Here is a 16,647-nt window from a genome sequence, read left to right as displayed (position 1 = left end):
GTGATTTCAGACGAGCGGACTCTCAGTTCTCGAAGCGCTTGCCGACGTCCTCGACGGTCTCCTTCGTCACGAGTTGGGCGCGTGTGTCGAGGTTGGCCGCCGCGATGCCGCGATCGATCTCCAGATAGAGCTGCATGACCGGCCAGAAGCCCTGCAAGAAGGGCTGCTGCCCGAGCGCGCCGGTCAGATCGCCGCTCTTCATCGCATCCTGCTGGGCCGGGCCGAGGTCGAAACCGTAGGCGCAGATCTTGCCGGTCAGTCCGGTCTGAGCGACGGCCTTGGCAAGCGCCGGCGTGAACACGTTGTTGCCGGCGAACGCGCCAACGACGTCGCCGCGCGATTCAAACAGCGTCACGATGCCGTTCACCGGGTCATTCGGATTGGTGTCTATACCGGTGTTCTCCGGACCCGCGTCGACCTTGAAGGCATCAAGCTTGCCGGCATCCTTCAAGCCCTTGACGATGGCGTTGAAAGCCGAAGTGACGCGGTTGTTCACCTCGATGTTGCCCATTGCGGTCGACGACGGCAGGACGATCGAACCCTTCTCTATACCCTTGTCCGCGAGGCACTTGACGAGCGCCTCGCCGGCGATTGCGGCAGCGGAGGCGTCCTGGCCGGTGTGGCCGATGCCGCTGCGGTTGAGGATCGTGCCGTCAAAGGAATTGGTCGTAGCGACCGGTATGCCCTTCGCCTCGGCGGCCTTGACGATGTCGTTATAGGCGCCGACCTGGGGCGTTGTCATGATCAGCCCGTCGATCGTCGGATCCTGCACGATCTGGTTCAGGATTTCGATCTCGCGAGCAGGGTCGTCAGTCGGCGATTCCGAGCCGAGCAGCAGGACCTTGGCGCCGATCAGGTTGCCGGCGACGGTCGCGCCGACGTAGACCGGATCGAAGAAGCCATTGCCGGCAGTGTGTGTCACGATAGCGAATGTGAGGTGACCATCGGCCGAATGGAAGTCCTTGGTACCGGGGGCCTCCTTTGCGGCTTCTTCGAAGCTGTAGCCGCCGACCGCCTTGTCGACGCCGCCCGATTGTGCGTAGGCGTTCGATACGCCGAGCGATAACGCCGCGGCACATGCCGCGAGCGAGAAAATACGTTTCATGATTATCCTCCCTTGCAACCAACGGTCGGAAGCCGTTCGGGCGCATTTATTCAGGATTCCGAATGCTCCCTCCCACCCCGTATATTCTGCCCAAAGTCTGCCCACGTAAATAGTGCTAGCGCGACGCGGTGTCAGACAGACGAGGAGACTTGGTGTATTGTGATCTCTACCTGGGCCGCATTTCAAAAGGGAGCGACACGGAGAGCACCAAAAAAAGTTTCACAAACGCGTAGGGAGGATACCGCGATGAATCTGCGACCAGACCCCACATTCTATCCGTCACCTAGGCTGGCTATGGAAGGGCCGCCGGAAACTCTGGCCTACACGTTGATGCTTAGCCCGGACTTCTCGCAACCCGACGGTTTGGCTGTGGTGAATGTCGATCCAAATTCGCCGGATTTCGGCAAGATCGTCCACACTGTGATCATGCCAAACAAGGGCGATGAGTTTCATCACTTCGGCTGGAATGCGTGTTCTTCGGCGCTATCACCACTGACTGGCCACGCCTTTTTGGAGCGTCGTTATCTGATCATTCCGGGCATTCGTTCGTCGCGTATCTACATAATTGATGTGAAGGGCGGGCCGACAGCCGCCAAGATTCACAAGATCATCGAACCCGCAGAAGTCTTTGCCAAGACGGGCTATTCCCGCCCGCATACGATCCACTGCGGACCCGAGGGCATTTATGTCTCGACCCTCGGCGGCGGCGGCAAGGACGGTACCGACGGTCCTCCGGGCATTTTCATCATGGATTGCCAGACCTTCGATGTCATTGGCCGCTATGAGATAGATCGTGGCGCCCAGGACAAGCACTACGATTTCTGGTGGAACCTGCCGCGCGACTACATGGTCAGTTCCGAATGGGCCCTGCCGCCGCAGTTCGAAAACGGCATCGTCCCTGAGGATCTACTGTCCAACAAGTACGGCCACCGCATGCATTTCTGGGATCTGCGTGCGCGTAAGAACATTCAGACGATCGATCTGGGCGCCAATCACCAAATGGCGCTCGAAATCCGCCCGGCGCATGATCCAATCCGGCAATACGGCTTCTGCGGCGTTGTGGTCGATACCACCAATCTCGAAGGCTCGATCTGGACTTGGTGGCGCGACGCAGATGGCAAGTTCCAGGCCAAGAAGACAGCGATCATCCCGCCTCAACCGGCCAATGCCGACGATCTGCCGGATCTTCTGAAGGGTTTCTCGGCGGTGCCCCCGCTGGTCACCGACATCGACCTCAGCCTCGACGACAAATATCTCTATGTGGCTTGTTGGGGTACGGGTGAAATGCATCAATACGATGTCAGCGACCCGATGAAGCCGGTTCTGGCGGGCAAGGTCGAACTGGGTGGGATCGTCAAGAAGACCAAGCACCCCTGTGGCAAGGTCTTCGGCTATGGGCCACAGATGGTCGAGATTAGCCGCGACGGCAAGCGTGTCTATTGGACCAATTCGCTCTATTCGACCTGGGACGATCAGTTCTATCCCGGTGAGCGCGGCGGGGCGATGGTGAAGGCCGATGTTGGCGCCAATGGTGGCCTGACGCTCGACACCAACTTCTTCGTCGAGTTCCCCAAAGGCTATCGAACGCACCAGATCCGGCTTGAAGGCGGCGACTGCTCTACCGACAGTTTCTGCTACCCATCGGTCTAGGTGTCGCCCGAACTCCTTTCGACCACAGCCGGCCTCTGGTTTGCTGTGGTCGCCAGCGGGATTTACCATGGCGTAAACCCGGGTATGGGCTGGCCGCTTGCTGTTTCGGCCGCCCTGATGGAACCGCGAGCCTATGCGCTGCCGGGCGCACTCCTGGCGCTGGCGTTCGGGCATCTTGTCGCCATGACGGTGGTCCTCTTGCCCTTCGCGCTGATGACCATGCTGGTTGATTGGCAAACCGAGATCCGCGTTGGCGCAGGTCTAATTGTCGTCGCGCTCGGAGCCTGGCTGCTCTTCAACCGGCGGCATCCTAGATTTCTGGCGCGCGTGCCGCCGTCGCGACTGGCGCTCTGGTCCTTTCTGGTCGCCGTCGCGCATGGCGCCGGCCTGATGCTGGTGCCGATCTACCTCGGCCTGTGCGGCGTCGTTGAAACGGATGCTGGGCACCGTACCGCGACCGCCCTCATTGCACGAACTGCAGCGCTCTCGATCGGCGTGGCAGCGGTCCACACCGGCGCGATGATCACTGCGGGCGGCGCTTTGGCCTTCGGCGTCTATCGGTGGCTGGGATTAAGGTTTCTTTCGAAAAGCTGGTTTGATCTAGATGTGATCTGGGCGCTAAGCCTGGTTCTGGTCGGGGCGATCGGCGTGTTTTCCGCGCTCTAGTTGGTCACCACGATCCGCGTGTTGCGGAAGCCGGCTTGCCGCACCATCGAATAGAAGGCGGCGGCATTGGACGGGTGCAGCCGCACGCAGCCATGCGACGCTGGGCGCCCGAGAGATTTTACTGCGCCGGTGCCATGGATGGCATAGCCGCCGCGGTAGAACACCGAATGAGGCATCGGCGACATGTCGTATTTGCGCGAATACCACATCCGTGCCGTTCGTTGCGGCCGGTAGCTGCCGCGCGGCGTGATATAGCCTTTGCGCGCCGTGGATACGCGCCATCGGTAGACCGCCCGGCCGTATCTTACAGTCATCGTCTGCGATGACACGTCGATCCTTGCAACCAGCTTGGCTGCCCAGCCCTCGACCGAAGAGCCGAACAGCATCGTTGCCAGTGCCGCTGCCATGAGAACGGTTTTTTTCATGCGATCAAACCCCTTTGATTGCCCTGCCTGCCTTCACGCTTTTCTTCATCCTTTAATCGCAAGTGAATGAGGTAACCACACACCTCTGACGAATTCACCAATCCAAAGCAGCGAATTTGAACGATTTCCCGCGATAGTTGCCGTGGCGACATGTAACCACATAACTAGGGCGCGACCCGCCAACAGGCTTGCCAAAACGCCCCGTTGGCTGCTCAATTCGTCGAATGAACGAACTCCTGCTGAAAGCGGTCGATGATCGGGTCGACGACTTGGTCGCGCTGACCGCGGACCTGATCCGCTTTCCGACCATCAACCCGCCCGGCGAGGCTTATCGGCCATGCGCCGAATACGTCGGAGCGCGGCTGAAAAAGCGCGGTTTCGAAGTCGAATTCATCCGCGCCGAAGGCACGCCCGGCGACACCGACCGCTACCCGCGCGTCAACGTCGTCGCCCGCTTCGATGGCCGCTCGCCCGGCGCCTGCGTGCATTTCAACTCGCATATCGACGTGGTCGAAGCCGGCGACGGCTGGAGCCTCGATCCCTTCGCCGGCATCATCAGGGATGGCAAGGTCTATGGCCGCGGCGCCTGCGACATGAAGGGCGGCCTGGCCTCCTCGATCATCGCTACCGAAGCCTTCATGGAGGTGTTCCCCGACTTTCCCGGCGCCATCGAGATTTCGGGCACGGTCGACGAGGAGTCCGGCGGCTTCGGCGGCGTCGCCCATCTGGCCAAGCTCGGCTATTTCTCCAAGCCGAAGGTCGACCACGTCATCATCCCCGAGCCGTTGAACAAGGATCGCATCTGCCTTGGCCATCGCGGCGTCTGGTGGGCGGAGATCGAGACCAAGGGCGAGATCGCGCACGGCTCGATGCCGTTCCTCGGCGACAATGCGGTGCGCCATATGGGCGCCGTGCTAAGGGCTTTCGAGGACGAGCTGTTCCCGGCGCTCGACCGCAAGGTCACGCGCATGCCGGTCGTGCCCGACGGGGCAAAGCGCTCGACCATGAACATCAACTCGATCCATGGCGGCCAGACCGAGGATTTCCGGCCCGGCCTGCCCTCGCCCAATGTCCCCGATTCCTGCCGGCTGACCATCGACCGCCGCTTCCTGCTCGAAGAGGACCTTGGCACGGTCAAGAGCGAGGTGACCGATATCCTCGACCGGCTGAAGCGCGAGCGCAAGAAATTCGACTACGAGATCCGCGATCTCATGGAGGTGCTGCCGCTGATGACCGAGCGCGATGCGCCGGTGGTCAAGGCGGTGGCGCAGGGCATCATGGAGATATTCGACCGCGAGCCCGACTACGTGATCTCGCCCGGCACCTACGACCAGAAACACATTGCCCGCATCGGCCACATCTACGACTGCATCGCCTATGGCCCGGGCATTCTCGACCTCGCCCACAGGCCCGACGAATGGGTGGGGATATCAGACATGGTCGAATCGGCCAAGGTGATGGCGATCGGGCTCAACGTGCTGCTGAGGGGCGCGGGCGCTCGGTAGTCGGTGATGGGCGGAAAAACATTCCTGCCGGCGCTGCCGGAAAGCACGAAACGCGATTTACTCATTGGCGAAATCACGCTTCTATCAACCGGGTTTCGAGCATGTTTTTGAGCATATCGGGAGTTGCACGATGAAATTGTGGAAAACCATTCTCACCGCTGCGGCCCTGGTGCTGGCCAACGGCGCTTCGGCGCTTGCCGCGCGGACCGATCTGGTCATCGGCATCACGCTCGAGCCTCCGCATCTCGATCCGACCGCCGGCGCTGCGGCGGCGATCGACGAAGTGCTTTACGCCAATGTGTTCGAGGGGCTGACCCGCATCGGCCCGAACGGCGAGGTGCTGCCGGCTCTCGCCGAAAGCTGGACCGTTTCCGACGACGGCAAGGTCTACATCTTCAAGCTGCATAGCGGCGTGAAATTCCATGACGGCACCGACTTCAATGCCGACGACGTCAAATTCTCGCTCGATCGCGCCCGTGCCGACAACTCCGTCAACGCACAAAAGGGCCTGTTCGCCGCCATCGGTGCGGTCGAAAAGGTCGATCCGGCGACGGTCAGGATCACGCTGAAGAACCCGCAAAGTTCCTTCCTCTACAATATGGGCTGGGGCGACGCGGTGATCGTCGCGCCGGAGACAGCCGACACCAACAAGGAAAAGCCTGTCGGCACCGGCCCGTTCAAGTTCCAGACCTGGGCCAAGGGCTCGTCAATCACGCTGATCAGGTCAGACGCTTACTGGGGTGCCCCGGTGTCCCTCGACAAGGCCGAGTTCCGCATCGTCACGGATGCCGCAGCAGCCGTGCCGGCGCTGCTTTCCGGCGATGTTCAGGCCTTCCCCTTCTTCGATCCCGACAGCGTCGCCCAGATCCAGGGCGACCCGCGCTTCAAGGTGGTGATCGGCGCGACCGAGGGTGAGACCATCCTTTCGATGAACAACAAGAAGCCGCCTTTCGACCGGCTGCAGGTCAGGCAGGCGATTTCGTTTGCGCTCGACCGCAAGGCGATCATCGACGGCGCCTCGGCCGGCCTTGGCGTGCCGATCGGCTCGCACATGTCGCCCGCCAACAAGGCCTATGTCGACCTCACCGGTCTCTATCCGCACAATGTCGAGAAGGCCAGGGAACTCTTGAAGGAAGCCGGCCTGGCGAACGGCTTCAAGGCGACGCTGAAACTGCCGCCACCCCCCTATGCGCGACTTGGCGGCGAGATCATCGCGTCGCAGCTTCGCGACGTCGGCATCGATCTGCAGATCGTGCCGGTGGAATGGGCGCAGTGGCTGGACCAGGTCTTCACCAGGAAGGACTACGACCTGACCATCATTTCCCACACCGAGCCCAACGACATCGATATCTATTCGCGCAAGGATTATTACTTCAACTACGACAACCCGACCTTCGACAAGATCATCGCCGATCTGAACCTCACCTCCGATGAGGCCAAGCGCATGACGCTGCTCGGCGAGGCGCAGAAGATACTGGCCGACGATGCCGTGGTCGGCTTCCTCTACGAACTGCCGAAAGTCGGCGTCTGGGACGCCAAGCTCGAGGGTTTTTGGGAAAATGCGCCGATCCAGGCCAATGATTTGACCAAGGTGAAGTGGACGGAGTGAGGGGCGAAGCTTGCGTTCCCGCGACCTTCATCCAGTTGCCGCGCTGAGCAGCGCTGCGGTCCTCCCCCCATGACCGCCTATCTCCTCAAGCGTCTTGCCATCGCGCTCATCACGCTGGTCCTGGCCTCGATGGTGGTCTTCGCCGTGCTGGAGATCATTCCCGGCGACCCGGCGCGGCTGATGCTGGGCATGAACGCCAGCGCCGACCAGGTCGAGTTGCTGCGCAATCAGATGGGTCTCAACGCGCCCCTTGCCGCGCGCTATCTGCACTGGGCCGGCGGCTTGCTGAGCCTCGATTTCGGCCGTTCCTACACCTATTCGGTGCCGGTCATCGACCTGATCCGCGAGCGCATCGTGGTCTCGCTGCCGTTGGCGCTGATCGCGCTGGCGCTGTCCACCATCATCGCCATTCCGGTCGGGCTGTTTTCCGCTGGCCGGCACGGGCGGGCCGGCGACACGATCGCGATGGGCGCCGCCCAGCTTGGCGTCGCCGTGCCGAATTTCTGGTTTGCGCTGATGCTGATCTACCTGTTTGCCGTCTGGCTGCGGCTGGTGCCGGCCGGCGGCTTTCCGGGATGGAGCGCCGGCGTCTGGCCGGCGCTGAAATCGCTGGTCCTGCCGGCGATCGCGCTCGCTCTGCCGCAGGCGGCGATCCTCGCCCGCGTCACCCGCTCGGCGCTGATCGAAGTGCTGAACGAGGACTATATCCGCACTGCCCGCGCCAAGGGCCTGCCCTATCGCGCGGTGCTGTGGCGGCACGCGCTGCGCAACGCAATGATCCCGGTGCTGACCATTCTCGGCCTGCAGTTCGCCTTCCTGCTCGCCGGCACGATCATCATCGAGAACGTCTTTTATCTCCCCGGCCTCGGCCGGCTGGTGTTCCAGGCGATCACCCAGCGCGACCTGATCGTCGTCGAAAGCGTCGTCATGCTGCTGGTCGCCGCCGTCATCGCCGTCAACCTGCTTGTCGATCTCTCCTATGCGGTCGTCGATCCGCGGCTGAGAAGCCGCCAATGACGCTGCGATTCGACATCCCGGAGGAAAATTTTGCCGACATCCTCGTCAAGGCTTTCACCAACCGCTCGTTCCTCACCGGCTTCGTCATCACTGCACTGGTGGCGGCGGTCGCCATCGTCTCGTTCTTCTGGACGCCTTTTGACGTCACCAGGCTGATCATCGCCGACAAGACCCAGACACCCTCGCCGGCGCACTGGTTCGGCACCGATCATTTCGGCCGCGACATTTTTTCCATGATCATGGTCGGGGCCCGCAATTCGATCGCCGTGGCGCTGGTGGCGGTCGGTATCGGCATGGGCGTTGGCGTGCCGCTCGGCGCCCTTGCCGCGGCGCGCGGCGGCGTCGTCGACGAAGCGGTGATGCGGCTGAACGATCTCGTCTTCGCCTTCCCTGCCCTGCTGTCGGCGATCATGATCACCGCCATCTTCGGCCCGGGCGCGCTCAACGCCATCATCGCCATCGGCATTTTCAACATCCCGGTCTTCGCCCGTGTCGCCCGGGCCGGCGCGCTGGCGATCTGGCCGCGCGAATTCATCCTCGCCGCGCGTGCCGCCGGAAAAGGCAAAGCACTGATCACCATGGAACACGTGCTGCCCAACATCGTCACTTTGCTCCTGGTGCAAGGCACCATCCAGTTCGCGCTCGGCATCCTGGCCGAAGCCGGGCTTTCCTATGTCGGGCTCGGCACACAGCCGCCAATGCCGAGCTGGGGGCGGATGCTGTTCGATGCGCAGACGCGCATGGGGGCGGCGCCGTGGATGGCGATCTTTCCAGGTATGGCGATCGTCGTCACCGTGCTTGGACTGAACCTGCTCGGCGACGGTATTGCCGACATCCTCGACCCGAAATCGCGGCGGCAGCGATGAGCCTGCTCGAAATCGAGAAATTGTCGCTGACGATCGGCGACACCCCGATCCTGAGGGATGTCGAGCTCTCTGTCGCGCCCGGCGAGGTGATGGGACTGGTCGGCGAATCCGGCTCGGGCAAATCGATCACGGCATTGACGGTGATGCGGCTTCTGCCCTGGGCGGCGCGCGCCAGCGGGCGCGTCGCCTTCGACGGCATCGACATCCTTGCGGCCAGCGAAGACCAGATGTGCGCGCTGCGCGGCGACGATATCGGCATGGTTTTCCAGGAACCGATGACGGCGCTGAACCCCGTCAAGACCATTGGCGAGCAGGTCGCCGAAGGCATCCGCTGGCATACCAGGGCAAGCCGCGCCGACGCCGAGGACCGCGCCCGAAAAATGCTCGACCGGGTCGGCCTGCCCTCAGCGCAATTCCCGCTGTCGCGCTATCCGCACGAGCTTTCCGGCGGCCAGCGTCAGCGTGTCGTCATCGCCATTGCCTGCGCGCTGAAACCAAAACTGCTGATCGCCGACGAGCCGACGACGGCGCTCGACGTCGTGCTGCAGGCGCAGATCCTCGACCTGTTGCGCGATCTGGTCGCAGAAAACCGCATGGGTCTGCTGTTGATCTCGCACGACCTCGCGGTGGTGACCGAAATGGCGGAGCGCATCACCATCCTGCGCCACGGCGAAGTGATGGAGGCCGGCGACACGGCGCGCACCTTGTCCGAGCAGCTTCATCCCTACACAAGACAGCTGGCGCAGGCCTCGATGCATGTGCCGGCGCGTGCCAGGACGCACGAAGTCGGCCAAGACGACCCCCAGTTCCAGGCTGCCAAACCTCTTCTTCAGGGGGCCAGACCTCTTCTTCAGGTAGACAGCGTGACGCGGGACTATCCGGGACGGCGCAAATCGCTGCTGAAGCGCGCGGCCCCGATCCGCGCTGTCGACGATGTCTCGTTCTCGATCGATCCTGGGCAGTCGGTGGCGCTGGTCGGGCGCTCCGGCTGCGGCAAGTCCACGCTTGCCCGCATGGTCCTGGCGCTGGACGGGCCGACATCGGGAACGATCCGGTTTCGCGGCGAAGTCATCACCGGCAAGAGCGAGGCGGAGCTCAAGCCGGCGCGCCGCGACATGCAGGTGGTGTTCCAGGATCCTTACGGCTCCTTCGATCCGCGCCAGAAGGTCGAAAAACTGGTCGCCGAGCCACTGCATGTCCTGGAGAAAAGGCCGACGAATGCAGAGCGGCGCGAGATGGTGGCAAAGGCCTTGCACGAGGTCGGCCTTGGTCCACGCGACATGGACAAATATCCGCACGAATTTTCAGGCGGCCAGCGCCAGCGCCTGTCGATCGCCCGCGCCATCATCACCCGCCCCAAGCTGGTCGTCGCCGACGAGCCGGTCTCGGCGCTCGACGTCTCGATCCGCGCCCAGATTCTCGATCTGTTCGCCGAGCTCAACCAGAAGCTCGGCGTTGCCTATCTGTTCATCACCCACGATCTGACCGTTGCCCGCGCCATCACCGACCAGGTGATGATCATGCATGCCGGCAAGATCGTCGAGCGCGGCAAGACGAGCGAGGTTCTCGACCATCCGCAGTCCGAAGCCGCGAAGGCGCTGGTCGCTGCGGCCCCGGACCTGCACCGCGCGATTGCCCGGCGGTTACAGGAACAGGGGTGAACAGCCGACCGTCGGGAGAGACTTACTCTTCGGCCTTCACCACATCGGCGGGGCTGATGTCGAGCAAGTCGAGGGTGCGGCGCAAGAGCTGCATCTCTGTCCCGGCAAGTTGCGAATCGGCCTTGGCGATCTCGGCCATATGGCGGGCAAGCAGGCTGCGCCTCTCGACGTCGAGGTCACGGAACTGCGCGATGGCTTGCGAGCCATTGGTCTCGTAGCCGAACTCGTTGAGATATTCGATGACGCTATCGATGCTGGCTTCCGGAATGCCGAAGGCTTCCCGGCAGATGCGCCTGAACGCGGCCATTTCGCTCTCGTTGACCGTGCCGTCGGCCAAAATCATGCGAAACAGCATCAGCAGTTCCGCCGACAGCACCGGATCGTCCGCGACCTTGCGCACGCCGGGGTCGCCGTCGAAGATCGAACGTATCTGCTCCAGCAATGCGAATGCCATCAGCGTCCCCTTTCCGATTCGTTGCGAATAGGTAGCGCGGAATCGGCCTTGCGCAAATGGTCGGCTGCTCTTCCCTTCTCCCCTTGTGGGAGAAGGTGGATCGGCGCGTAGCGCCGAGACGGATGAGGGGTGCTGGCCGGAGCGCTGTCGGTGCCAAGCTGGAACACCCCTCATCCNACCTCGCTTCGCGAGGCCACCTTCTCCCACAAGGGGAGAAGGGAGAAGGCGCCCACAGCAACGCGCCGCATACTTCTGACCATTCCATCAAGCTGCCGGCCGATCCGGCGAACCCGCTGCGCGCGCTAATTGGTGTGTGAACGGGGCGCCTGATAGGATGCGGTTGTACGAATCATGTCGGAGGAGCCACACATGAATCTCAGTGCGCCTACGCAGCTTATTTTTATCATATCCCTTGTTATCGCCCTCATCGGCCTGCTCGCCGCTCTTGGCGTTCTTGCATTCATTCCCCTGGCCGCGGTGTGGATCGTCCTCATCGCTTATATCGTGCTTGCCGGCGGCTGCCTGGTTCGCGGCGCTTAAGCCCTCAGATCTCTCAGGCAACTCGGAGCGCCCGGCCACAAGCCGGGCGCTTTTGATTCTGGGGGCTGGTCTGCTACCATCCGCGGGCGGAAGGAAAGCTCATGTCTGCCAAGAGCGAAGACGGCGGCAACCACCACAGTTCTGGCCTCGACCGGTTCGAGATGGTGCGGCGTGCGCCCGGCCCTTGGCTCCAGGGTTCGGTCACTGACATCTGCGGCTATCGCGAAACCATGCCCGGCCGTTTCCGCAACGTCGAATACGCATCGCTGACCGTGCCGCTGGTCATCAGCTTTGCCGAACCCTTCGCCATCGGGCTCGGCAAGGAGCCGGGCGACAACGACCGCTTCGCCAGTTTCGCCGCCGGCCTCTATGCCGGTCCGGTGGTGATCGAATCCCGCGGCGGCGCCTGCTGCATCCAGGTCAATTTCACCCCGCTCGGCGCCCGACGCTTCTTCGGCCTTGCGATGAGCGAACTGACCGACCGCATGGTCGGCCTCGACGATGTGCTCGGGATCGAAGGCATCGCGCTGCGCGAAAGACTTGGCAATGCGCACGGCTGGAGCGCACGTCTTGCCATCGTCGAGACGTTCGTCGCCGCGCGGCTGACTGAGGCCCGCGAAATGCAGGCCGAAATCGCCTGGGCCTATGACCGGATCATCGTCTCGGGTGGCCGCATTCGCGTCTCATCGCTCGCCGACAGGCTGGGGTGGAGCCGCAAGCATCTCGCGGGAAAATTCTCCAACGCGATCGGCGTCGGCCCCAAGACGCTGTCGCGCATCGTCCGCTTCAACCGGGCGCTCGGCCTGTCAAGGCAGGGCAAATCCGATTGGGCTGATATCGCCGCCGATTGCGGCTATGCCGACCAGGCGCATCTGGTGCGCGAATTCCGCGACCTTGCCGGCGAAACGCCGACGGCGCTGGCCGCCCAGGCATAGAGGCGCTGGTAACATTTCTTCAAGACGTGGGAAAAGCCTTCGCCCAGACTGGATTATCGTCCAATCCAATTGAAGGAGATCGTCATGACCATGTCAGTCGAACCGCCCAGGCTCTATCCCACCTTGCGCTACCGCAATGCCGCGAAAATGATCGACTGGCTCGGTGAAGCCTTCGGCTTTGCCGTTCATGCCCGCTACGGCGAAGGCGACATCGTCCAACACGCCGAACTGACTTTCGGCTCCTCGATGATCATGCTGGGCACCGCACGCGACGACAAGTTTGGCCAGATGATCGGCGCACCGGGCCCGGGTGGCGGCAGATCGATCTATGTTGCCGTCGACGATGCCGATGCCGCTTATGCCAGAGCCAAGAAGGCCGGCGCCGAAATACTGGAAGAGCTCACCGACCGCGACTATGGCAGCCGCGAATTCATCTGCCGCGATCCGGAAGGCAATGTCTGGTCGTTCGGCACCTATTGGCCAAAGGCCGGCGAGCCCGCCAGCTAACGCGCGAGGCCAAAAATCGCGTCGCAGTCGAGGTGGGTTTCCAGCTCGGCTGCGATCTCGTCCAGCGCCCGTTCGACTTCGGCACGGTAGTCGATGCCGCCGCCCTTGACGCCAAGGTTTTCCAGGAATTTCGCCCGAAAAGCGTCGGCGGAAAACAGCCCGTGCAGATAGCTGCCCGACACCTTGCCGTCGGCCGAGACGGCGCCGTCATCGGCGCCGTTGATGACGGCGGACGGCCGCAGCGTGTCCGGACCGGTGGTGCGGCCGAGATGGATCTCGTAGCCCTCGAGCGGCAGGTCGAACTGGACCGAGCGCGCGCTGACATTGCGCACCGTCTTTTCCGGTTGCATCACCGTTTCGACGTCGAGCAGACCGAGTCCCTCGGTCTCGGTGGCGTTGCCCTCGATGCCGTCGGGATCGCGCACGACACGGCCGAGCATCTGGAAGCCGCCGCAGATGCCGACCACGTGGCCGCCGCGCTTGCGATGGGCAAGCAGGTCGCGGTCCCAGCCATTCTCGCGGAATTTTAGCAGATCGCCGATCGTCGACTTCGAGCCGGGAATGACCACCAGCCCGGCATCTTCGGGCAAGTGCTGGCCGGGGGGCACGAAGACGACCTCGACCTGCGGCTCGGCCTTGAGCGGGTCGAGGTCGTCGAAATTGGCGATACGCGAAAGCACCGGCACAGCGACCTTCAGCGCGCGCTTCTCGCCGGACGCCAGGCGTTCGAGCACCACGGAATCTTCCGAGGGCAGCCGCGCCGCCGCCTTCAGCCACGGCACGACGCCAAAACAGCGCCAGCCGGTGAAGCTCTCGATCGCCTTGATGCCGTCATCGAACAGCGAGACATCGCCGCGGAACTTGTTGATGAGATAGCCGACGATCATGTGCCGGTCCTCTTCCGGCAGGATCAGATGGGTGCCGGCGACCGCGGCGATGACGCCGCCGCGATCGATATCGCCGACCAGGATCACCGGCACGTTGGCGCGCGTCGCAAAGCCCATATTGGCGATGTCGCGGCTCCTGAGATTGATCTCGGCCGGCGAGCCGGCGCCTTCGACGATGACGAGATCGGCACCCTCGGCGACCTTGGCCCAGGATTCGAGCACGGCATCCATCAGCCGGGCTTTCAGCGCCTGGTAGTCGCGCGCCCGCGCCTCGCCGAACACCTTGCCCTGCACCACCACTTGGGCGCCGATATCGGTCTGCGGCTTGAGCAGCACCGGGTTCATATGGACGGTGGGCACAACGCCACAGGCGATCGCCTGCAGCCATTGGGCGCGGCCGATCTCGCCGCCGAGTTTGTCGCCCGGAATATTGGCGACGGCGGCGTTGTTCGACATGTTCTGCGGCTTGAACGGCCGCACCTTCAGCCCACGCTTTTTCGCCACGCGGCAGAGGCCCGCGACCAGCACCGTCTTGCCGACATCGGAGCCTGTGCCCTGCAGCATGATCGCCTTGGCCGCCATTAATTCCTGCCCTGTGAAACGGTGCCGGTGATCGTGGATTTCGCGGCCAGTGGTCCGCCGCGCCAGATGTAGAGCGCCAGCAGAGGCTCCTTGCCGGTGCGCATGGCATGGCTGACATCAGAGGCATGGTGGATCACCTCACCCGCCTCGCGCCTTCCAAAGTCGCCTTCGCCCATGCGCCATTCGGTGCCGCCGGTCAGCGGAACGTAGATCTCCTCGGCGACGTGGTGATGGTCGGGATAGACGATTTCAGGTCCGAGGATGAGCAAGCCGGCCGCAACCTCGTCGTTGACAAAATGGCCGCGCATGCCGAAGACCTCCAGCCAGCCGTACTTGTCGATGAATGTCTTGCCGAGATCCGCCTCGCTGTAGGTCTGCCCCCAGCGCAGCTCGCCGCGACGCTCCGCAAGCAGCCGCGCCAACGGCTGGGCGTTGGCCGGGGCGAGCTCGACGATGCGGTCGAGCTGGCGCAGGCAGGCAAGCGGACGCGGCTCGAGCAGTCGTGCCGGCATGGCCCAGCCGATCCGGGCCACCGCATCGCGCACCAGCGCATCATCGAATGTTTCAAGAGTGGCATGGAAACAATCGAGCAGTTCATCGAAATTTGTCGTCACGCCTTGCCCCAGACACGCATTCTCACACAGCCGCTGCCCAGATCGTTGGATGGAGATGGTCGGCTTGCGCGGCGGCATCATTGGTCTAGATTGGACGGCGCGCAAAGCCAAAAACGACAGGCCAGCCGGCCGAAGACATCACGGAGCACGCCATGGACGCCGCTGTCGATGCGGGCACCAGCCAGTTCGAACTCAACGAGGACCAGCGCGCCATCCAGCAGATGGCCGAGGCCTTCGCTGCCGATCGCGTTGCGCCGAACGCGCTCGACTGGGACCGCAAAAAGCATTTTCCGGCTGACGTGATCCGCGAGACCGGGCCGCTCGGCCTTGGCGGCATCTATGTCGGTGACGATGTCGGCGGCTCGGCGCTCGGCCGGCTGGACGCGGTGCTGATCTTCGAGGCGCTTTCGCGCGCCGATCCGGCCTTCTCCTCCTTCATCTCGATCCACAACATGGTGGCTTCGATGATCGACCGCTTCGGCAGCGACGAGCAGCGCCAGCACTTCCTGCCGAAGCTGACCTCGATGGAATGGCTGGCGAGCTATTGCCTGACCGAGCCGGGTTCGGGATCGGATGCCGCGGCGCTGAAGACGCGCGCGGTGAGGAGCGGCCGCGACTATGTGCTGAACGGCGTCAAGCAGTTCATTTCGGGCGCCGGCGACAGCGACCTTTACATCGTCATGGCGCGCACCGGCGCTGACGGTCCGAAGGGCATTTCGACCTTCGTCGTGCCGAAAGATGCGCCCGGCCTGTCTTTCGGCGCCAACGAGCACAAGATGGGCTGGCACATGCAGTCGACCCGCCAGGTCGTCTTCGAGGACTGCAAGGTGCCGGTTGAAAACCTGCTCTCGGACGAAGGCGCCGGCTTCGGCATCGCCATGGCCGGGCTCGACGGCGGCCGGCTCAACATCGCCGCCTGTTCGCTGGGCGGGGCGCAATCGGCGCTCGACAAGGCGTTGTCCTACACCGCCGAACGCAAGGCCTTCGGAGCCAAGATCAACCAGTTCCAGGCGCTGCAATTCAAGCTGGCCGACATGGAGACCGAGCTGCAGGCTGCACGGATATTCCTTTACGCCGCTGCCTCGAAGCTCGACCGCAAGGCCCCGGACGCCTCGAAATGGTCGGCGATGGCCAAGCGCTTCGTCACCGACATCGGCTTCAACATTGCCAACGACGCGCTGCAACTGCATGGCGGCTATGGCTATCTGCACGATTACGGCATCGAGAAGCTGGTGCGGGATTTGCGCGTCCACCAGATTCTCGAAGGCACCAACGAGATCATGCGCGTCATCATCGCACGCGCCCTGATTGGGCGGCAGTAGGGCAGTAGGGCAGTAGGGCAGTAGGGCAGTAGGGCAGTAGGGCAGTAGGGCAGTAGGGCAGTAGAAATGACCGGCAGGATCAATTCTTACAAGGACCTTATTGTATGGCAGCAGGGGAGATATCTGGCGCATGATCAAGCTTATCAGATGCGACCTAGGCATCGGAAAAATGCTTCGCAACTTATAAGCAACTAGCGCCCGAATAGGCTGCCCTACTGCCCTACTGCCCTACTGCCCTACTGCCCTACTGCCCTACTGCCCTACTGCCCTACTGCCCTACTGCCCTACTGCCCTACTGCCCT

General features: G+C 62.9%; 16 protein-coding genes. 11 read left to right on the top strand and 5 right to left on the bottom strand.

Going from position 1 to position 16,647, the window contains the following annotated elements:
* Positions 1-22 precede the first annotated feature (22 nt).
* Entirely contained in the window at positions 23-1,105 is a 1,083-nt protein-coding gene (locus M727_RS0129505) for a substrate-binding domain-containing protein (protein WP_027155614.1), read from the bottom strand.
* A gap of 246 nt (positions 1,106-1,351) precedes the next feature.
* On the opposite strand from M727_RS0129505, the gene M727_RS0129500 reads away from it, so the two are divergent.
* Positions 1,352-2,755 (top strand): selenium-binding protein SBP56-related protein, encoded by a 1,404-nt coding sequence (locus M727_RS0129500; protein WP_027155613.1) that lies wholly within the window; start codon positions 1,352-1,354, stop codon positions 2,753-2,755.
* Positions 2,756-2,872: 117 nt separating this feature from the next.
* Positions 2,873-3,421: a hypothetical protein gene (locus tag M727_RS0129495; RefSeq protein WP_348627186.1), complete on the top strand. Its 549-nt coding sequence runs from the start codon at positions 2,873-2,875 to the stop codon at positions 3,419-3,421.
* On the opposite strand, the gene M727_RS0129490 is transcribed toward M727_RS0129495, so the two are convergent.
* Complete coding sequence (locus M727_RS0129490; protein ID WP_023802989.1) at positions 3,418-3,846, bottom strand: L,D-transpeptidase; 429 nt, start codon at positions 3,844-3,846, stop codon at positions 3,418-3,420. The genes M727_RS0129495 and M727_RS0129490 overlap by 4 nt on opposite strands.
* 224 nt (positions 3,847-4,070) lie before the next feature.
* On the opposite strand from M727_RS0129490, the gene M727_RS0129485 reads away from it, so the two are divergent.
* From M727_RS0129485 to M727_RS0129465, 5 genes are all read left to right on the top strand, one after another.
* Complete coding sequence (locus tag M727_RS0129485) at positions 4,071-5,351, top strand: acetylornithine deacetylase/succinyl-diaminopimelate desuccinylase family protein (protein ID WP_027155611.1); 1,281 nt, start codon at positions 4,071-4,073, stop codon at positions 5,349-5,351.
* A 130-nt stretch (positions 5,352-5,481) separates the two neighbouring features.
* A complete protein-coding gene (locus tag M727_RS0129480) occupies positions 5,482-6,960 on the top strand; it encodes an ABC transporter substrate-binding protein (protein ID WP_027155610.1) in 1,479 nt (492 codons plus the stop codon).
* Positions 6,961-7,029: 69 nt separating this feature from the next.
* Positions 7,030-7,977: an ABC transporter permease gene (locus tag M727_RS0129475; protein WP_027155609.1), complete on the top strand. Its 948-nt coding sequence runs from the start codon at positions 7,030-7,032 to the stop codon at positions 7,975-7,977.
* Positions 7,974-8,843 (top strand): ABC transporter permease, encoded by an 870-nt coding sequence (locus tag M727_RS0129470; protein ID WP_027155608.1) that lies wholly within the window; start codon positions 7,974-7,976, stop codon positions 8,841-8,843. Before M727_RS0129475 ends, M727_RS0129470 begins: the two co-directional genes overlap by 4 nt.
* A complete protein-coding gene (locus M727_RS0129465) occupies positions 8,840-10,504 on the top strand; it encodes a dipeptide ABC transporter ATP-binding protein (protein WP_027155607.1) in 1,665 nt (554 codons plus the stop codon). The genes M727_RS0129470 and M727_RS0129465 overlap by 4 nt, the downstream gene beginning before the upstream one ends.
* 22 nt (positions 10,505-10,526) lie before the next feature.
* Here the strand turns inward: M727_RS0129465 and M727_RS0129460 are convergent, their stop codons facing one another.
* Positions 10,527-10,958, bottom strand: a complete 432-nt coding sequence (locus M727_RS0129460; RefSeq protein WP_023802995.1) for a TerB family tellurite resistance protein — start codon at positions 10,956-10,958, stop codon at positions 10,527-10,529.
* Positions 10,959-11,327: 369 nt separating this feature from the next.
* Between M727_RS0129460 and M727_RS40770 the strand changes: the two genes are divergently transcribed.
* The 3 genes from M727_RS40770 to M727_RS0129445 all read left to right on the top strand — a co-directional run bounded on the left by M727_RS40770 (position 11,328) and on the right by M727_RS0129445 (position 12,940).
* Positions 11,328-11,498, top strand: coding sequence for a hypothetical protein (locus M727_RS40770; RefSeq protein ID WP_084646958.1), 171 nt, complete (start codon positions 11,328-11,330; stop codon positions 11,496-11,498).
* A gap of 101 nt (positions 11,499-11,599) precedes the next feature.
* Positions 11,600-12,433: an AraC family transcriptional regulator gene (locus M727_RS0129450; RefSeq protein ID WP_027155606.1), complete on the top strand. Its 834-nt coding sequence runs from the start codon at positions 11,600-11,602 to the stop codon at positions 12,431-12,433.
* Positions 12,434-12,517: 84 nt separating this feature from the next.
* On the top strand, positions 12,518-12,940 hold the full coding sequence (locus M727_RS0129445) for a VOC family protein (RefSeq protein ID WP_027155605.1): 423 nt from the start codon (positions 12,518-12,520) through the stop codon (positions 12,938-12,940).
* On the opposite strand, the gene M727_RS0129440 is transcribed toward M727_RS0129445, so the two are convergent.
* Both M727_RS0129440 and M727_RS0129435 read right to left on the bottom strand, forming a co-directional pair.
* Positions 12,937-14,409, bottom strand: coding sequence for a cobyric acid synthase (locus tag M727_RS0129440; RefSeq protein WP_027155604.1), 1,473 nt, complete (start codon positions 14,407-14,409; stop codon positions 12,937-12,939). The two genes, M727_RS0129445 and M727_RS0129440, sit on opposite strands and share 4 nt — an antisense overlap.
* Positions 14,409-15,023, bottom strand: a complete 615-nt coding sequence (locus M727_RS0129435) for a dimethylsulfonioproprionate lyase family protein (protein WP_027155603.1) — start codon at positions 15,021-15,023, stop codon at positions 14,409-14,411. The genes M727_RS0129440 and M727_RS0129435 overlap by 1 nt, the downstream gene beginning before the upstream one ends.
* 152 nt (positions 15,024-15,175) lie before the next feature.
* Between M727_RS0129435 and M727_RS0129430 the strand changes: the two genes are divergently transcribed.
* On the top strand, positions 15,176-16,345 hold the full coding sequence (locus M727_RS0129430; protein WP_027155602.1) for an isobutyryl-CoA dehydrogenase: 1,170 nt from the start codon (positions 15,176-15,178) through the stop codon (positions 16,343-16,345).
* Positions 16,346-16,647 lie beyond the last annotated feature (302 nt).

This window comes from Mesorhizobium sp. WSM2561 (genome assembly GCF_000513915.1).
GTDB classification, from domain to species: domain Bacteria; phylum Pseudomonadota; class Alphaproteobacteria; order Rhizobiales; family Rhizobiaceae; genus Mesorhizobium; species Mesorhizobium muleiense.
This window is presented reverse-complemented; position numbering and strand designations above follow the sequence as displayed.

Excerpts from the sequence above, each read along its gene's own strand:
- M727_RS0129500 (WP_027155613.1), top strand. The coding sequence starts at position 1,352 with ATGAATCTGCGACCAGACCCCACATTCTATCCGTCACCTAGGCTGGCT.
- M727_RS0129445 (WP_027155605.1), top strand. The coding sequence starts at position 12,518 with ATGACCATGTCAGTCGAACCGCCCAGGCTCTATCCCACCTTGCGCTAC.
- M727_RS0129430 (WP_027155602.1), top strand. The coding sequence starts at position 15,176 with ATGGACGCCGCTGTCGATGCGGGCACCAGCCAGTTCGAACTCAACGAG.
- M727_RS0129440 (WP_027155604.1), bottom strand. The coding sequence starts at position 14,409 with ATGGCGGCCAAGGCGATCATGCTGCAGGGCACAGGCTCCGATGTCGGC.
- M727_RS0129490 (WP_023802989.1), bottom strand. The coding sequence starts at position 3,846 with ATGAAAAAAACCGTTCTCATGGCAGCGGCACTGGCAACGATGCTGTTC.
- M727_RS0129485 (WP_027155611.1), top strand. The coding sequence starts at position 4,071 with ATGAACGAACTCCTGCTGAAAGCGGTCGATGATCGGGTCGACGACTTG.
- M727_RS0129475 (WP_027155609.1), top strand. The coding sequence starts at position 7,030 with ATGACCGCCTATCTCCTCAAGCGTCTTGCCATCGCGCTCATCACGCTG.
- M727_RS0129460 (WP_023802995.1), bottom strand. The coding sequence starts at position 10,958 with ATGGCATTCGCATTGCTGGAGCAGATACGTTCGATCTTCGACGGCGAC.
- M727_RS0129465 (WP_027155607.1), top strand. The coding sequence starts at position 8,840 with ATGAGCCTGCTCGAAATCGAGAAATTGTCGCTGACGATCGGCGACACC.
- M727_RS0129495 (WP_348627186.1), top strand. The coding sequence starts at position 2,873 with ATGGAACCGCGAGCCTATGCGCTGCCGGGCGCACTCCTGGCGCTGGCG.
- M727_RS0129480 (WP_027155610.1), top strand. The coding sequence starts at position 5,482 with ATGAAATTGTGGAAAACCATTCTCACCGCTGCGGCCCTGGTGCTGGCC.
- M727_RS0129450 (WP_027155606.1), top strand. The coding sequence starts at position 11,600 with ATGTCTGCCAAGAGCGAAGACGGCGGCAACCACCACAGTTCTGGCCTC.
- M727_RS0129505 (WP_027155614.1), bottom strand. The coding sequence starts at position 1,105 with ATGAAACGTATTTTCTCGCTCGCGGCATGTGCCGCGGCGTTATCGCTC.
- M727_RS0129470 (WP_027155608.1), top strand. The coding sequence starts at position 7,974 with ATGACGCTGCGATTCGACATCCCGGAGGAAAATTTTGCCGACATCCTC.
- M727_RS40770 (WP_084646958.1), top strand. The coding sequence starts at position 11,328 with ATGAATCTCAGTGCGCCTACGCAGCTTATTTTTATCATATCCCTTGTT.